We start from the raw sequence: 14,204 nt of genomic DNA on the forward strand, positions 1-14,204 counted from the left end.
CCCATGAGCACGGAAGCAGAGCCGAACACGAACACCGGCGCCGACCGGCGCAAGCGGATGGACCTCGACCCCGACACGGTCGAGCGGGACCTGGTGAAGCTCGTCCTGACCATCGTCGAACTGCTGCGTCAGCTCATGGAGCGGCAGGCCGTGCGCCGGTTCGACACCGGTGAGCTCACCGAGGACCAGGAGGAGCGGATCGGCCTCACGCTGATGCTCCTGGAGGACCGGATGGCCGAGCTCCGGGGCCGGTACGGGCTGCGGCCCGAGGACCTGAACCTGGACCTCGGGCCGCTGGGCCCGCTGCTCCCCAGGGAGTGAACCGCGGGGAGACCGGCGGATGGACGCGTCACTTCCGGCACAGCACCTCTCCGTGCAGTACCGCGAACCACGCGTCCTCCCGCGCGCCCCACTCCCGCCACCCCGCGGCGATCGCGCGCAGCCGCTCCGCGTCCGTGTGGCCGCCCTCCACCGCGCGTCCGGCGTAGGAGGAGTCGACCGTACGGTCCGCCCACAGGCCGCTCCACCAGGCGCGCTCGTCCTCGGAGCTGTAGCACCAGGTGTCCGCGGTCGCCGTGACATCCGTGAAGCCGGCCTCCAGGGCCCATGACTTGAGGCGGCGGCCCGCGTCGGGTTCGCCGCCGTTGGCACGGGCCACCCGACGGTAGAGGTCCAGCCACTCGTCCATGACGGGCATCCGCGGATGCCAGGTCATCGCCTCGTAGTCCGCGTCGCGCACCGCGACGATGCCGCCCGGCTTGCAGACCCGCCGCATCTCGCGCAGCGCGCGCACCGGATCGCCGACGTGCTGGAGCACCTGATGGGCGTGGACGACGCAGAAGGAGTCGTCGGGGTAGTCGAGGTCGTGCACGTCGGCGACGGCGAACCCGACGTTGCGCAGACCCCGTTCGGCCGCGGTGGCGCGCGCCCGGTCCAGGATTCCGGGGGCCCGGTCGACACCGGTCACCCGGCCGTCCGGGACCAGCGCGGCCAGATCGGCGGTGATGGTGCCGGGACCGCAGCCGATGTCGAGCACCGACATGTGGGGCTTGAGCGAACCGACCAGGTAGGCGGCCGAGTTGGCGGCCGTGCGCCAGATGTGGGAACGCAGCACGGACTCGTGGTGCCCGTGCGTGTAGACAGCGGTCTCCTGCGGCATGGCGGAGCTCCTTCGTGTGCGAGTACGAAGACTGCGGGTACGGAGACCGTACGCCGCCATGCCGCATAGTGAGATCTGCGTATCAATATGTGGTCGGCTGGGGTGTGTCGTGCGCCTTCAGCGGAGGTTGCTCAGCGGGCGGTAGACGGTCAGCGCCTCCGGCAGCTTGTCGATCAGCAACGAACCCTGCACGTGCGTCACCTCGCCGTCGAACGCCACGGCCGTGCCCTCCCCGAGCCCGTCCACCCGCAGCCTGGGCAGCCGCGCGGCCGCCTGCGCGGGGGAGCGCACCTCGGGCCCGGTCAGCGCGGCGGCCAGGAGCCGGGCGCCCGGCCTGCGGCCGCCGTGCACGATGCGCACGTCGAGCAGACCGTCCGCCAGGTCGAGTCTGCGGCCCGGGGTGAACCCGGGACGGTGGTACGTGCAGTTGCCGGCGAACAGCATCCACAGCGCCCGGTCCTTGCCGCGGAACTGGGCGGTCAGCGGGTGCTCGTCGGAGCGCAGGATCTTCAGCGCCGCGAGCACCGACGCCGGTTTCCCGCCGATGCGGGACGACCAGTGCTCGCGCTGTCGCACCAGCTCCGGATACACGCCCATGCTGAACGTGTTGAGGAAGTACCCCTCCTTGGGCTCCCCGGACTTCGCGTTCTCCGCGGTGAAACGGCCGACGTCGACGGCGACCGCCTCGCCCGCCTCCACCGCACCCGCCAGATCATGGGCGTCCTCGACCCCGAGGTCGTACGCGAAGTGGTTGAGGGTGCCGCCGGGCAGCACCGCGAGCGGCAGACCGTGGTGGAGCGCGACGCGGGCCGCGGCGTTGACCGTGCCGTCGCCGCCGCACACGCCGAGGACCGTCGCACGGGCCGCGGCCTTCTCCAGCTCGGCGCCCACGTCGGCGGGTTCGGCGACGACGACCTCCGCCTCGGGCAGGGCGTCGCGCAGCGCCTTCACGCGCTGCGGGGTCCCTGCCCCCGTGTTGGTGACCAGGACCAGACCGGCGCCGCCCGGCAGCGCGGGGGCCGCCACCCGGGGCCGCCCCGGGGGCGCCAGCTGCGACCGCGTCGGCACCAGACCGCGCACGGCGAACGCCGCGCCCACGCCCAGCGCGCCGCCGACCAGGACGTCGCTCGGGTAGTGCGCCCCGGTGTAGATGCGGGACACCGCGACGGCCGCCGCGAGCGGCGCGACGGCCGCGCCCCACGCCCGCGACTCCAGCGCCACGCCCGTGGCGAACGCGGCGGCCGACGCCGAGTGGCCCGACGGGAAGGACGTGGTGATGGGCTGCCGCTTCAACTGGCGTATCAACGGCACCGCGTCGAGCACCGGCCGGGCGCGGCGCACCGAGCGCTTGCCCAGCGTGTTGATCGTCGCGGAGGCCAGCGCCAGGGAGGCCACGCCGCGCACGGCGGCGCGGCGGGCCCGCGGGGTCCGCGTCGCGGTGATCGCCGCGGCCGTCGCGAACCACAGCACGCCGTGATTGGCGCTCTGGCTGAGTCCCGGAAGCACCCGGTCCGCGCCGGGCCAGTGCCGCTTGGCGACCGCTTCGAAGAGCCGGTTGTCGAAGGAGACGAGCCGGGCCTTCACCGGGCGGTGCCGGCCGGCGGGAAGGGACAGGTCGAGACCGGAGACGTCCGGGGAGTCAGCGCACATGGCGCTCGCGTACCCCCGCCGCCGCCGTTCAGGCCGCCCCGGCGGGGAAACGGTTTGCCCGGGCGCCCGTCGGGCACGGAGAATCCCGCCCATGGGACATCTGGAAGCCGCACACCTCGAGTACTACTTGCCGGACGGGCGGGCGCTGCTCGGTGATGTCTCCTTCCGGGTCGGCGAGGGCGCGGTCGTCGCCCTGGTCGGGGCGAACGGCGCGGGCAAGACCACCCTGCTCCGGCTGATCTCCGGCGAGCTCCAGCCGCACGGCGGCAGCGTCACCGTGAGCGGCGGCCTCGGCGTCATGCCGCAGTTCGTCGGCTCCGTGCGGGACGAGACCACCGTGCGCGACCTGCTCGTCTCCGTCGCCCAGCCGCGCCTCCGGGCGGCCGCTAAGGCCGTCGACGCCGCCGAGCACGCGATCATGACGGTCGACGACGAGGCCGCCCAGATGAGCTACGCCCAGGCGCTCTCCGACTGGGCGGAGGTCCAGGGGTACGAGGCCGAGACGCTGTGGGACATCTGCACCACGGCCGCGCTCGGCGTCCCCTACGACAAGGCCCAGTTCCGCGAGGTCCGCACCCTCTCCGGCGGCGAGCAGAAGCGCCTCGTCCTGGAGGCCCTGCTGCGCGGCACCGACGAGGTGCTGCTCCTCGACGAGCCGGACAACTACCTCGACGTGCCCGGCAAGCGCTGGCTGGAGGAGCAGCTCAAGGAGACCCGCAAGACCGTCCTGTTCGTCTCGCACGACCGGGAGCTGCTCGCCCGCGCCGCCGAGAAGATCATCAGCGTCGAGCAGAGCCCCGGGGGCGCCGACGCGTGGGTGCACGGCGGCGGCTTCGAGACGTTCCACGAGGCCCGCAAGGAGCGCTTCGCGCGCTTCGAGGAACTGCGCCGCCGCTGGGACGAGAAGCACGAGCAGCTGAAGAAGCTGGTCCGCACCCTGCGCCAGGCCGCCGACGTCAGCCATGAGATGGCGTCGCGCTACCACGCCGCGCAGACCAGGCTCCGCAAGTTCGAGGAGGCCGGACCGCCGCCCGAGCCGCCGCGCGAGCAGGACATCACCATGCGGCTGTCCGGCGGGCGCACCGGCGTCCGGGCCGTGACCTGCGAGAACCTCGAACTGACCGGCCTGATGAAACCCTTCGACCTGGAGGTCTTCTACGGCGAGCGCGTCGCCGTCCTCGGCTCGAACGGCTCGGGCAAGTCGCACTTCCTGCGGCTGCTCGCGGGCGACACCGAGAATCCCGTGCCGCACACCGGCCTGTGGAAGCTCGGCGCCCGCGTCGTGCCGGGCCACTTCGCGCAGACCCACTCCCACCCCGAGCTGATGGGCCGCCCGCTCCTGGACATCCTGTGGCGCGAGCACGCGCAGGACCGCGGCGCCGCCATGTCCCGGCTCCGGCGGTACGAGCTGACGCGGCAGGCCGAGCAGAACTTCGAGCGGCTCTCCGGCGGCCAGCAGGCCCGTTTCCAGATCCTGCTGCTCGAACTGCAGGGCTGCACGGCGCTGCTCCTCGACGAGCCCACGGACAACCTGGACCTGGAGTCCGCCGAGGCGCTGCAGGAAGGCCTGGAGGCCTTCCAGGGCACGGTCCTCGCCGTCACCCACGACCGCTGGTTCGCCCGCTCCTTCGACCGCTATCTGGTCTTCGGCAGCGACGGCCGGGTGCGCGAGACGCCGGAGCCGGTGTGGGACGAGCGGCGGGTCGACCGCGTGCGGTAGACCCGCCGCCCGGCGTCAGCCGAGTCGGCCGAAGGCAGGCGAGGCCGGGGAGGCCGGCTGCGCGGGCTTGACGCCCGGTGCCGCCCGACACGTCACGTCCTTGGCCGGCAGTCTGCCGGTGACCAGGTACTCCGTGGCGGTGTCCTCGGCGCACCGGTTGGCAGGGCCCGCGGACATCCCGTACACGACGCCGTGCCCCTCGCCCTCGTCGACGGTCAGCAGCCGGGAGCCCTTGAGCGCGCGGTGCATGCCGCGCGCCGTCGACAGGGGCGTCTGCGAGTCCCATTCGTTCTGCACGATCAGCGAACGGACGTGGTTGTCGACCTTCGTCACGGGCTCCACCGGACGGTCCCAGAAGGCGCACGGATTGATGTTCGACGCGAAGTCCCCGAACAGCGGATGGCGGGCGGCGTCACGGGCCGAGTCGCGGCGGTACGTCTCCGGATCGCGCGGCATGGGCGCGTCACCGCACACCACGGTCCAGAGCGCCGACACCAGGTTGTCCGTGGCCTCCGGCTCCGCGGGGAAGTCGGGGACCGGCTTGCCCGCGGCCGCGTCCTTCAGCATGACGACGAGCTCGGCGGCGCTGCGGGGGGTGAAGAACTCGCGGCGCAGGAAGCCGCGGATGTCGGTGCCGGTGAGCTTGGCGGTGCCCACGTCGACCGGGTCGCGGTCGGCCCGCTCCACCAGGTCCCAGAAGGTGCGGGAGACTTCGGCGGGCGTCTTCCCCAGGTCGTAGGTCGCCGAGTGCGCGGCCGTCCACCGCGTCCAGCGCGCGAACGCGGGCTCGGCCTCCGGCGCCCACACCTGGAACATCCCGCGCCACATCTTCTTCGGGTCGACGGCGCTGTCCAGGACGAACCGGTCGGCGCGCCGGGGGAACAGCTGTGTGTAGACGGAGCCGAGCGCGGTGCCGTACGAGACGCCGTAGTACGAGATCTTCTTCTCGCCGAGGACGGCCCGCAGGACGTCCATGTCCCGCGCGGTGTTGCGGGTCGTCATGTGCGAGAGGGCCGGGCCCGTCGCCTCGCGGCACTTGTCCGCGACGGTCTTCGCCCGGGCGACGTTCTCGCCGAACGGCCGGTAGGAGCGCGGGAACCGCTTCTCGTCGTCGGTGAGCCCGCACTCGACGGGGGTGCTCCGGCCGATGCCGCGGGGGTCGAACCCGATGAGGTCGTACCGCTCGGTCACTGACTCGGGCATCGTCTCGGTGAAGTACAGCGGCAGGTCGAGCCCGGGGCCGCCGGGCCCGCCCGGGTTGGAGAGCAGGACCCCGCGGCGCTTCGCGGGATCGGTCGCCCTGATCCGGGATATCGCGACGTCGATGACGGTGCCGTCGGGGTCGCGGTAGTCCAGCGGCACCTCGAGGGTGGCGCACTGGTAGGCGGCGGGGGTGTCGGTCCCGCACCGTTTCCAGTCCGGCTTCTGGTCGGTGAACCGGCTCAGCGGGCGAGCCCCGGTGTCCTGCGGGGGAGCGGCGGACGCCGGGAGCGCGGTGAGCCCGGGGGCCAGTACGGCGGTGAGGCCGAGGGCGAGGAGCGGTAAGCGGCGGCGTCTCGGTACGGAGTGGGGCACGTGGGCGGTCCTTCCGTCGGAAATGGTTCTGCCGTTCGGGTGGACGCGGAAACAGAGGCATCTGCCTCCCCGGCAGGCGCCTCTGTTTCAGGACATTCACGGGGTTCCTGTACGTGCCGGTTCGCCGGTGCGGTGCGCGCGCGGCCCGTGTGCGGTGCATCCTGGGTAGTACGGGTCCAGCGGGTACCCGGACAGGCAGGGAGCGCCGCGACAGAGCGATCGGACAGCGATCGGACGCAGAGCGATCGGAGCGATCCATGAACGGAGTCGATCCGGGCAGGCTGGACGACCAGCAGCTCATCAAGGAGCTGGAGACGATCCACCGCACCCGCCACAGCACCCTGCTGCACGGCTCGAACGATGCCCTGCGGGCGCACAACGACCGCATGGCGGAACTCGAGGGCGAGTACCTGCGCCGTCATCCGCGCAGGTCGGTGGCCGGGGGCCGGACCCGCGCGGGCGCGCGGGAGAGGGGAACCACGAGCACATGACGACGGACCACCGGACCCTGCTGGAGCGGCACGGCGAGGCGCTCGACCTCTTCACGGACCGCGTGCACGCCGTCCGCGCCGACCAGTGGGACGCCCCGACCCCCTGCACGGACTGGACGGTCCACGACTTGGTCAACCACCTCGCGTCCGAGCAGCTGTGGGTGCCGCCGCTGCTGCGCGACGGCGCGACCACGGAGTCCGTCGGCGACGCCTTCGACGGTGACATGCTCGGCCCGGACCCGGTCGCCTCCTGGGACACCGCGGCGGTCGCCGCGCGCGACGCGTTCCGCGAGGAGGGCGCCCTCGACCGCACCGTCCACCTGTCCTTCGGCGACGCCTCGGCGCCGTTCTACGCCGGGCAGATGATCACCGACCTCGTGGTGCACGCCTGGGACCTCTCCCGCGCGATCGGCGCCGACGAGACACTGCCCGAGGCCCTCGTCGACTTCGCGCTGGCCGAAGTGGAGCCGTACGCGGCCGAGTTGGAGAAGAGCGGCCTCTTCGCCCCGGCGGTGGAGCCGCCGGCGGACGCCGACGCGCGGACGAAACTCCTCAATCTGCTCGGCCGCAAGGTCTGAGAAGGTTCGACCAACGCTCAACCGTTGTCTTTCGGCTCGCGAACAGAGGGAACCTGATGTTCATGAGAGTCGGAGTGGTGGATGTGGGTTCGAACACGGTGCGGCTCGTCGTCGCGGATGCCGACGGGCAGGTGCCGTTGCCGGTCCACACGGTGAAGAGACGGCTGAGGCTGGGAGAGCATCTGGACGACGAGGGGCGCCTCGGTGAGGAGCCGGTCCGCGAACTGGTCGCCGCGGTGCGCGACGTACAGGAGGAGGCGCAGCGGTGGGGGGTGTACGAACCCTTTGCCTTCGTCACCTCGGTCGTGCGGGACGCCCCGAACCGGGCCGAGGTGCTCGAAGCGGTGGAGGCCGGCACCGGCATCCGGCTGCGCACCCTGTCGGGGGAGGCCGAGGCGGAGCTGACGTTCCTCGCCGCCCGCCGGTGGATGGGGTGGCGGGCGGGGCCGCTGGTGCTCTTCGACATCGGCGGCGGTTCCCTCGAAGTGGCCTTCGGGCGCAGCCGCCTGCCCGACTACGCGGCGTCGCTGCCGCTCGGGGCGAGACGGTTGACCCGGGACCTCTTCGACGGCCAGGACCCGCCGCGGCCCGAGGATCTGAAGGCGGTGCGCCGCCAGGTGCGGCACCAGTTGCGGGATGTGGCCGCCCGGATCCGCTGGGAGATGCCGCACACGGCCGTCGCCACGTCCCGCACGTTCCAGCAGCTGGCCAGATTGTGCGGCGCGGCACCCGGCCGCTACGGACCCTTCGTGGAGCGGCAGTTGGGCCGGGTCGAACTCGGCAGGGCGCTCAAGGAACTGGCGTCGATGCCCGCCGAGCAGCGCGCCCAGCTGCCCGGCATCTCGGCGGCGCGCGCCGGTCAGTGCGTGGCCGGCGCGGTCGTCGCCCACACGGCGATGAAGCTGACCGGCATCGAGGAGGTCACCGTCTGCCCCTGGGCCCTGCGCGAGGGCATCCTGCTCCGCTACATCGAGGACGGTGACGCGGACTGGTGGGCCGGTGAGCACGTGCACACGGGTGACACGAGCCGCACCGCCCAGATGTTGCTGCCGGTGCCCGCCGGGACCTGAACGACGTCAGCCGGACCGGGGCTTCGCCCCCTTGGCGAACTCCGCGAGGAACGCCTCGCAGAACGCCTTCAGGTCGTCCGGCTTGCGGCTGGTGATGAGTGTGTTGGGGCCGCCGGTGCAGACCTTGACCTGCTCGTCGACCCAGGTGCCGCCCGCGTTGCGGATGTCCGTCTTGAGGCTCGGCCAGGAGGTCAGGGTGCGGCCGCCCAGCACGTCCGCCTCGACGAGCGTCCACGGGGCGTGGCAGATGGCCGCGACGGGGAGGCCGTGGTCGAAGAAGTCCTTCACGAAGGCCACGGCCTTCTCGTCCGTGCGCAGGTAGTCCGGGTTGGCGACGCCGCCGGGCAGCACGAGCCCGTCGAACGCGTCGGCGCGCACGTCGGCCACGACTTCCTGGACCGGGAAGGTGTCCGCCTTGTCGAGGTGGTTGAAGCCCTGGACCTCACCGGGGTCCGTGGACACCAGGACGGCCTCGCCGCCCGCGTCCCGGACGGCCTGCATGGGGTCCGTGAGTTCGATCTGCTCGACGCCCTCGGGCGCCACGAGGAACGCGATGCGCTGCGGCATGGCGGAATGATCCTTCCTGCTGGATGATGTCGTACAAGATCTGATTGTCCGTATGGGTGGTGTTTAAACCCATTCGTCCGGGCCGCCGTCGGGCGCCGCGCGGCTGATGTCGGCGAGCGCCGACGTCGGGTCCTGCGACACCGCGAGGTCGCCGAGGCTCACCATCCCCACCGGGTGACCGTCCTCGACGACGGGCAGCCGCCGCACCGCGTGGTCGCGCATCAGTCCGATGGCCTCCGACACCGCGTCGTCGGGGGCCACCACCACCGGGTTGGGCGTGCAGACGGCCTGTGCGCTGACCGTCAGCGGATCCGCGCCGTCCGCCACGGCGCGCAACGCGATGTCCCGGTCCGTGAGCACGCCGAGGACCCGCCCCTCCGCCGCGACCAGGACGTCACCGATGTCCTGGGCGCGCATCAACTGTGCCGCTTCGACGAGCGAGGCGTCGGGGCGTACGGCCACGACCCCCGGCGTCATGACGTCCCTCACGTAATCGGCCATGGCTGGAGCCCCTCCTGCATGCGTCCGTCATACGTTTCCCGTGCTGACTCCGCCGCAGTACCCCTGAGCCCCGAACCCATGCTTCCCGGGGACGCCCCAGGACCTCCTAGGAGCGATCCCCGCGGTCCTTGCGTCCCGCTCCCGGCAGGAACTCCTGCATCTTCGCCTTCAGGCCCTGCTTCACCATCGACGCCCGGTCCGCGTCGCCCTTGAGGATCGACGACGCGGTGGCCTCCATCTGGTCCCACGTCGCGTGCGGCGGGATCGGCGGGACCGCCGGGTCGGTGCGGAAGTCGATGACCACCGGGCCGCTCGCGTCGAGCGCGGCGCGCCACGCGGGCTCCACCTCCTCGGGGCGCTCCACACGGATGCCGGTCAGGCCGATCGAGCGGGCGAACTCCGCGTACCGCACATCGGGCAGTGACTGGGACGGCAGGAAGGACGGGGCGCCCTCCATCGCCCGCATCTCCCACGTCACCTGGTTCAGGTCCTGGTTGTTCCACACACCGACGACCAGCCGCGGGTCGTCCCAGCGGTGCCGGTACTTCGCGGCGGTGATCAGCTCCGCCATGCCGTTCATCTGCATCGCACCGTCGCCCACCAGAGCGATCGCGGGACGGTCCGGGTGCGCGAACTTCGCACCGATCGCGTACGGCACACCGCAGCCCATCGTCGCCAGCGTGCCCGACAGGGAGGCGCGCATGTCGCCGCGGAAGGTGAGGTGCCGGGCGAACCAGTTCGCCACCGAACCCGAGTCGGACGTCACGATCGCGTTGTCCGGGAGCAGCGGGTCCAGGGCCCGCGCCACGTACTCCGGATTGATGGGGTCCGCGGAGATCTCGGCCCTGCGCTCCATCACCCCGTGCCAGCGCGTGACGTTCGCGCAGATCTCGTCGTACCACTCGCGGCACACCTCACGGCGGTCCTTGTCGATCAGCGGGATCAGCTCGCGCAGCGTCGCCCGCGCGTCGCCGACGAGGTTCACCTCGTACGGATAGCGCATCCCGATCATGTGCGGGTCGATGTCGATCTGCACGCCGCGCGCCGAACCGAACTCCGGCAGGAACTGCGAGTACGGAAAGCTGGACCCGATCGTCAGGAGCGTGTCGCAGTCGCGCATCAGCTCGTAGCTGGGACGGGTGCCGAGCAGGCCGATCGAGCCGGTGACGTAGGGGAGTTCGTCGCTCAGCGCGTCCTTGCCGAGCAGCGCCTTCGCCACGCCCGCGCCGAGCAGCTCGGCGATCTCCTCGACCTCCGCGCGCGCCCCCGCCGCGCCCTGCCCCACCAGGATGGCCGCCTTCTCGCCGGAGTTCAGGACCTCGGCGGCGCGTTCCAGGGACGTCGGCGAGGGCATCGCGGTCCAGCTGCTGCGGTCGAGGCTGGAGGGGACCATCTTGAAGGCGTGCGGGGGCGGGTCGTACTCCAGCTCCTGCACGTCGCCGGGGACGATCACAGCGGTCGGGCAGCGGCGCGCGTACGCGGTACGGATCGCCCGGTCCAGGACGTTGGGCAGCTGCTCGGGGACCGTCACCGTCTCCACGAAGTCACCCGCGACGTCCTTGAACAGCGTGTGCAGGTCGACCTCCTGCTGGTACGAGCCGCCCATCGCGCTGCGGTGGGTCTGCCCGACGATGGCGAGGACCGGCACGTGGTCGAGTTTCGCGTCGTACAGTCCGTTCAGCAGATGAATCGCCCCCGGGCCCGACGTCGCCACGCACACCCCGAGGCGCCGGCCGAACTTGGCATACCCGACGGCCTGGAACGCCGACATCTCCTCGTGCCGCGACTGCACGAAACGCGGCCGGTCCTCGGCCCTGCCCCACGCCGCCAGCAGACCGTTGATGCCGTCACCCGGATAGCCGAAGACCTGCTCCACGCCCCAGGCGCGCAGCCTCTCGAGGATGTGGTCGGCGACCTTGACGCTCATGCGGAACCCTCCGGTCGAAATCGGAAAACGGCAGTCTGGTCCGGGTGTCCTGGTGCACCGAGGGGAAACCTCGCGGTGTTTGCTGCCGGAAGCGCGGGGCAGGCGGAAGAGAGTGCTTCGGACCGGAGGCACGTCCGTGGGAGCGTCCCTGACGCCCGCCCCCCGGGTGTGCCCGTGGCGGTCCGACGTGCACACACTCCCACGGTGACCGTCCATCCCAAGGCACCCACGAGGGAGTTGCGACGCACCATGCGATCCCACACCACCACTGCAGTAGCCGCGAGGCCCAGGCGGCACCCGCACGACGACGCCCCCGACACCGCGGAGGCCTTCGCCCGCCTCGTCGAACTGGCACCGGGACCCGAGCGGGACACGCTGCGCCAGGAGATCGTCCAGGCCTGGCTCCCCATGGCGGAACGGCTCGCCGGCCGGTTCCGCAACCGCGGCGAGTCCCTCGACGACCTGCGCCAGGTCGCGGCCCTCGGCCTGGTCAAGGCCGTCGACCGCTACGACCCGCGGCGCGGCACCGCGTTCGAGAGCTACGCGGTCCCCACCGTCACCGGTGAGATCAAGCGGCACTTCCGCGACCACATGTGGACCCTGCACGTGCCGCGCCGCGTCCAGGACCTCCGCAACCGCGTACGGTTCGCCCGCCAGGACCTCTCCCAGACGGTCTCCGGGCGCGCCCCCACCACCGCCGAGATCGCCACCCACGCGCAGATGAGCGAGGAGGACGCCAAGGCCGGCCTGGAGGCGCTCGACAGCTTCACCGCGCTCTCCCTCGACGCCGAACTCCCCGGCAGCGAGGACGGTTACTCGCTGAGCGACGCCCTGGGCGGCCCCGACCCGGCACTCGACGTCGTCGTCGACCGCGAGGCCGTCAAGCCGCGCATCGCACAGCTCCCCGAGCGCGAACGGACCATCCTCTACATGCGGTTCTTCGGCGACATGACGCAGAGCAGCATCGCCGACGAGATGGGCATCTCCCAGATGCACGTCTCCCGGCTGATCAGCCGCTGCTGCGACCGGCTGCGCGACCAGGTCATGAAGGACGCGGCCTGACACTGCGCCGCACGGCGAGCGCGATGTGCCGTGACATCACGTCGACCGCCCGCGCCTCGGCCAGCGAGAACGCGAGCCGCGCGCCGCTCCGGAAGAGCGTGAGGACGCCCTCCACCGGGGCGTGCGTGCGGACGGTCAGCGGCACACACAGCAGGGACGTGACCTCGGCGCGCACGAGCACGTGCGCGCCGGACGCGTCCCTGCCGAACGCGTCCGGGTCCTCCGGGCGCACCTGGAGCGAGGCGGCCCCGCCGCGTGCCGCCTCCACCACGAGGGGGCACGCGGCGGGGTCCTGCGCGAGGACGTCGGCGACCGGGGCGTCCGGCGGTCCGAGGACCGTCGTGCGCCGCGGCCTGGCGGCGCCCGCGTCGGCGATCACCCAATCCGCGAACCGCCCGTGCAGGACCCCGGCCGCCGCCTCCAGGACGGCCGCGCCGTCCCCGGCGGGCGCGGAGAGCAGCGCCGTCGTCATGGCGTCCATCAGATCCAGCTGGGCCGCGTGCCGCGTCGCCTCGCCGAGATCGGGGGCGGGGCCCTGGACGCTCGGCCGCTGCTGCGCCTGGTCCTTCGCGAGCTGCAGCACCACGAGGACCGCGGTGCGCGGCTCGGCGCCGGGACGCAGCGCCGTGAGGGTCGCACGGACCGGGGTTCCGGGGCTCTGCTGGAGGTGCACGTTCAGGCTCCGGTCGCCCTCGCCGCGTGCCACCGCAGCGGTCTGCGTACGGAACGCGACGCGGTCCGCGTGCATGAGGAACCCGGTCAGCGGACGGCCCGTCGCATAGCCCGCGCGGACACCGGTCAGACCCGTCGCGGCGAAGTTCATGCGCCGCACGACGGTCTCCCTGTCGACCAGCAAGACCGGCAGCGGCATCCGCTGGAACAAGGACCGCAGCAGCCGCTGCTCGTCACGGTCCGCCGTGGCGTCGTCCCACTGGCCGTTGACGGCGAGCCGCTCGTACGTGGGCCACAACTGGGCCGCCACATGATCCAGTTCGAAGAGCGCGGCGTCGAGGACCGTGCCGAGGTCACCCGCCGGAACGGAGCGAGCCGACTTCAACTCGGCGACACGGCGCAGGAAGTCCGCGAGCTCCTCACCGAACTCCTCCATCTGGGGCATGCGTCGAACCTATCCGCTGCGACCGTTTTCCGTGGGCCGCGCAGGGAAGCCGAGGGAAGAGGAGGGACAGTCATGCCGTCCATGCCCGACCCCGACCTGCTCCGACCCGCGTCGTCCCTGCCCGGCCGCAGGCTGTCCGAGCTCGCCGAGCAGGCCGTGCGCTGCACCCCCGCCTGCTGCGGCGCGAGCACGACGGTGTCCGACGGCGGCGACGAACAGCCCATAACCGTCACCCACCCCGACCTCGCCGGGCTCGTCTCCGTGCAGCTGCGCTCCGGCGAAGGACCCATCCCCGCCGCCGAGGAGCGGGGCGCGCCCGTCGACGCGGAGGACCTGCTGCGGGACGAGAGGTGGCCCGAGTACCGGGCGATGGCCCTCGACGCGGGCTTACGGTCCTGCGTCACGCTGCCCTTCCAGCGCGGCGGCCTCACCGTGACCCTGACCCTGTTCAGCTTCCGCCCCGGAGCGCTCGACGACCCCGGGCGCGGGCCCGCCCAGGCGCTCGGCGACCTCGCCACGACGAGCTTCGTGCGCGACCGGCGGTACCGCGCCGCGCTGACCGAACTCGACCAGCTCGGCACGGCCATGCGGACCAGGCCGACCGTGGACCAGGCGTCCGGAATCGTCATGCACGTCCTCGGCTGCGACGCGGACACCGCCTTCGGGGTGCTGCGCCGCATCTCCCAGGCCACCAACCGCAAGCTCGCCGACGTCGCCGCCGCGCTGGTCGAGACGAAGGGCCGCGGCCTGGAACGCGAACTGGTCTCGCTGGCCCGCTGAGCCGGGA

The 14,204-nt window shown here is 72.3% G+C and carries 14 protein-coding genes; 7 read left to right on the forward strand and 7 right to left on the reverse strand.

The genetic code is table 11. The features are described from left to right. Positions 1 to 3 precede the first annotated feature (3 nt). Positions 4 to 321 carry a gas vesicle protein K gene (locus tag DEJ47_RS32075; RefSeq protein ID WP_150174167.1) on the forward strand — a complete coding sequence of 106 codons (318 nt, stop codon included), beginning with the start codon at positions 4 to 6 and terminating at the stop codon, positions 319 to 321. Between the two features lie 28 nt (positions 322 to 349). On the opposite strand, the gene DEJ47_RS32080 is transcribed toward DEJ47_RS32075, so the two are convergent. Beyond that, a complete protein-coding gene (locus DEJ47_RS32080; RefSeq protein WP_150174169.1) occupies positions 350 to 1,159 on the reverse strand; it encodes a class I SAM-dependent methyltransferase in 810 nt (269 codons plus the stop codon). A 117-nt stretch (positions 1,160 to 1,276) separates the two neighbouring features. After that, positions 1,277 to 2,809 (reverse strand): bifunctional phosphatase PAP2/diacylglycerol kinase family protein, encoded by a 1,533-nt coding sequence (locus DEJ47_RS32085; RefSeq protein ID WP_223828570.1) that lies wholly within the window; start codon positions 2,807 to 2,809, stop codon positions 1,277 to 1,279. Positions 2,810 to 2,900: 91 nt separating this feature from the next. On the opposite strand from DEJ47_RS32085, the gene DEJ47_RS32090 reads away from it, so the two are divergent. After that, on the forward strand, positions 2,901 to 4,529 hold the full coding sequence (locus DEJ47_RS32090) for an ABC-F family ATP-binding cassette domain-containing protein (RefSeq protein ID WP_150174173.1): 1,629 nt from the start codon (positions 2,901 to 2,903) through the stop codon (positions 4,527 to 4,529). Positions 4,530 to 4,544: 15 nt separating this feature from the next. Here the strand turns inward: DEJ47_RS32090 and DEJ47_RS32095 are convergent, their stop codons facing one another. Beyond that, positions 4,545 to 6,104, reverse strand: coding sequence for an alpha/beta hydrolase (locus DEJ47_RS32095; protein WP_150174175.1), 1,560 nt, complete (start codon positions 6,102 to 6,104; stop codon positions 4,545 to 4,547). Positions 6,105 to 6,361: 257 nt separating this feature from the next. On the opposite strand from DEJ47_RS32095, the gene DEJ47_RS32100 reads away from it, so the two are divergent. The 3 genes from DEJ47_RS32100 to DEJ47_RS32110 all read left to right on the forward strand — a co-directional run bounded on the left by DEJ47_RS32100 (position 6,362) and on the right by DEJ47_RS32110 (position 8,243). Next, positions 6,362 to 6,595 (forward strand): DUF6158 family protein, encoded by a 234-nt coding sequence (locus DEJ47_RS32100; RefSeq protein WP_150174177.1) that lies wholly within the window; start codon positions 6,362 to 6,364, stop codon positions 6,593 to 6,595. Continuing rightward, a complete protein-coding gene (locus DEJ47_RS32105; protein ID WP_150174179.1) occupies positions 6,592 to 7,173 on the forward strand; it encodes a TIGR03086 family metal-binding protein in 582 nt (193 codons plus the stop codon). The genes DEJ47_RS32100 and DEJ47_RS32105 overlap by 4 nt, the downstream gene beginning before the upstream one ends. Positions 7,174 to 7,235: 62 nt before the next feature. Further along, positions 7,236 to 8,243, forward strand: coding sequence for a Ppx/GppA phosphatase family protein (locus DEJ47_RS32110; protein WP_150174181.1), 1,008 nt, complete (start codon positions 7,236 to 7,238; stop codon positions 8,241 to 8,243). Between the two features lie 6 nt (positions 8,244 to 8,249). On the opposite strand, the gene DEJ47_RS32115 is transcribed toward DEJ47_RS32110, so the two are convergent. From DEJ47_RS32115 to DEJ47_RS32125, 3 genes are all read right to left on the reverse strand, one after another. Then, positions 8,250 to 8,810: a type 1 glutamine amidotransferase domain-containing protein gene (locus DEJ47_RS32115; RefSeq protein ID WP_150174183.1), complete on the reverse strand. Its 561-nt coding sequence runs from the start codon at positions 8,808 to 8,810 to the stop codon at positions 8,250 to 8,252. Positions 8,811 to 8,873: 63 nt separating this feature from the next. Continuing rightward, positions 8,874 to 9,311 (reverse strand): CBS domain-containing protein, encoded by a 438-nt coding sequence (locus DEJ47_RS32120; protein WP_150174185.1) that lies wholly within the window; start codon positions 9,309 to 9,311, stop codon positions 8,874 to 8,876. A 106-nt stretch (positions 9,312 to 9,417) separates the two neighbouring features. Next, a complete protein-coding gene (locus DEJ47_RS32125) occupies positions 9,418 to 11,238 on the reverse strand; it encodes a thiamine pyrophosphate-requiring protein (protein ID WP_150174187.1) in 1,821 nt (606 codons plus the stop codon). A gap of 249 nt (positions 11,239 to 11,487) precedes the next feature. On the opposite strand from DEJ47_RS32125, the gene DEJ47_RS32130 reads away from it, so the two are divergent. After that, positions 11,488 to 12,300, forward strand: a complete 813-nt coding sequence (locus DEJ47_RS32130) for an RNA polymerase sigma factor SigF (RefSeq protein ID WP_150174189.1) — start codon at positions 11,488 to 11,490, stop codon at positions 12,298 to 12,300. Here the strand turns inward: DEJ47_RS32130 and DEJ47_RS32135 are convergent. After that, positions 12,281 to 13,417: a PAS domain-containing protein gene (locus DEJ47_RS32135; RefSeq protein WP_150174191.1), complete on the reverse strand. Its 1,137-nt coding sequence runs from the start codon at positions 13,415 to 13,417 to the stop codon at positions 12,281 to 12,283. The genes DEJ47_RS32130 and DEJ47_RS32135 overlap by 20 nt on opposite strands. A gap of 81 nt (positions 13,418 to 13,498) precedes the next feature. Between DEJ47_RS32135 and DEJ47_RS32140 the strand changes: the two genes are divergently transcribed. Beyond that, positions 13,499 to 14,197 carry an ANTAR domain-containing response regulator gene (locus DEJ47_RS32140; RefSeq protein WP_150176010.1) on the forward strand — a complete coding sequence of 233 codons (699 nt, stop codon included), beginning with the start codon at positions 13,499 to 13,501 and terminating at the stop codon, positions 14,195 to 14,197. Positions 14,198 to 14,204: the final 7 nt, after the last annotated feature.

This window comes from Streptomyces venezuelae (genome assembly GCF_008642355.1).
In the GTDB taxonomy this organism is placed as follows: domain Bacteria; phylum Actinomycetota; class Actinomycetes; order Streptomycetales; family Streptomycetaceae; genus Streptomyces; species Streptomyces venezuelae_B.

What these genes read in the sequence shown, in the direction of transcription:
- DEJ47_RS32120 (WP_150174185.1), bottom strand. Translation starts at nt 9,311, where the DNA reads ATGGCCGATTACGTGAGGGACGTCATGACGCCGGGGGTCGTGGCCGTA.
- DEJ47_RS32080 (WP_150174169.1), bottom strand. Translation starts at nt 1,159, where the DNA reads ATGCCGCAGGAGACCGCTGTCTACACGCACGGGCACCACGAGTCCGTG.
- DEJ47_RS32085 (WP_223828570.1), bottom strand. Translation starts at nt 2,809, where the DNA reads ATGTGCGCTGACTCCCCGGACGTCTCCGGTCTCGACCTGTCCCTTCCC.
- DEJ47_RS32105 (WP_150174179.1), top strand. Translation starts at nt 6,592, where the DNA reads ATGACGACGGACCACCGGACCCTGCTGGAGCGGCACGGCGAGGCGCTC.
- DEJ47_RS32075 (WP_150174167.1), top strand. Translation starts at nt 4, where the DNA reads ATGAGCACGGAAGCAGAGCCGAACACGAACACCGGCGCCGACCGGCGC.
- DEJ47_RS32135 (WP_150174191.1), bottom strand. Translation starts at nt 13,417, where the DNA reads ATGCCCCAGATGGAGGAGTTCGGTGAGGAGCTCGCGGACTTCCTGCGC.
- DEJ47_RS32140 (WP_150176010.1), top strand. Translation starts at nt 13,499, where the DNA reads ATGCCCGACCCCGACCTGCTCCGACCCGCGTCGTCCCTGCCCGGCCGC.
- DEJ47_RS32130 (WP_150174189.1), top strand. Translation starts at nt 11,488, where the DNA reads ATGCGATCCCACACCACCACTGCAGTAGCCGCGAGGCCCAGGCGGCAC.
- DEJ47_RS32100 (WP_150174177.1), top strand. Translation starts at nt 6,362, where the DNA reads ATGAACGGAGTCGATCCGGGCAGGCTGGACGACCAGCAGCTCATCAAG.
- DEJ47_RS32115 (WP_150174183.1), bottom strand. Translation starts at nt 8,810, where the DNA reads ATGCCGCAGCGCATCGCGTTCCTCGTGGCGCCCGAGGGCGTCGAGCAG.
- DEJ47_RS32125 (WP_150174187.1), bottom strand. Translation starts at nt 11,238, where the DNA reads ATGAGCGTCAAGGTCGCCGACCACATCCTCGAGAGGCTGCGCGCCTGG.
- DEJ47_RS32110 (WP_150174181.1), top strand. Translation starts at nt 7,236, where the DNA reads ATGAGAGTCGGAGTGGTGGATGTGGGTTCGAACACGGTGCGGCTCGTC.
- DEJ47_RS32090 (WP_150174173.1), top strand. Translation starts at nt 2,901, where the DNA reads ATGGGACATCTGGAAGCCGCACACCTCGAGTACTACTTGCCGGACGGG.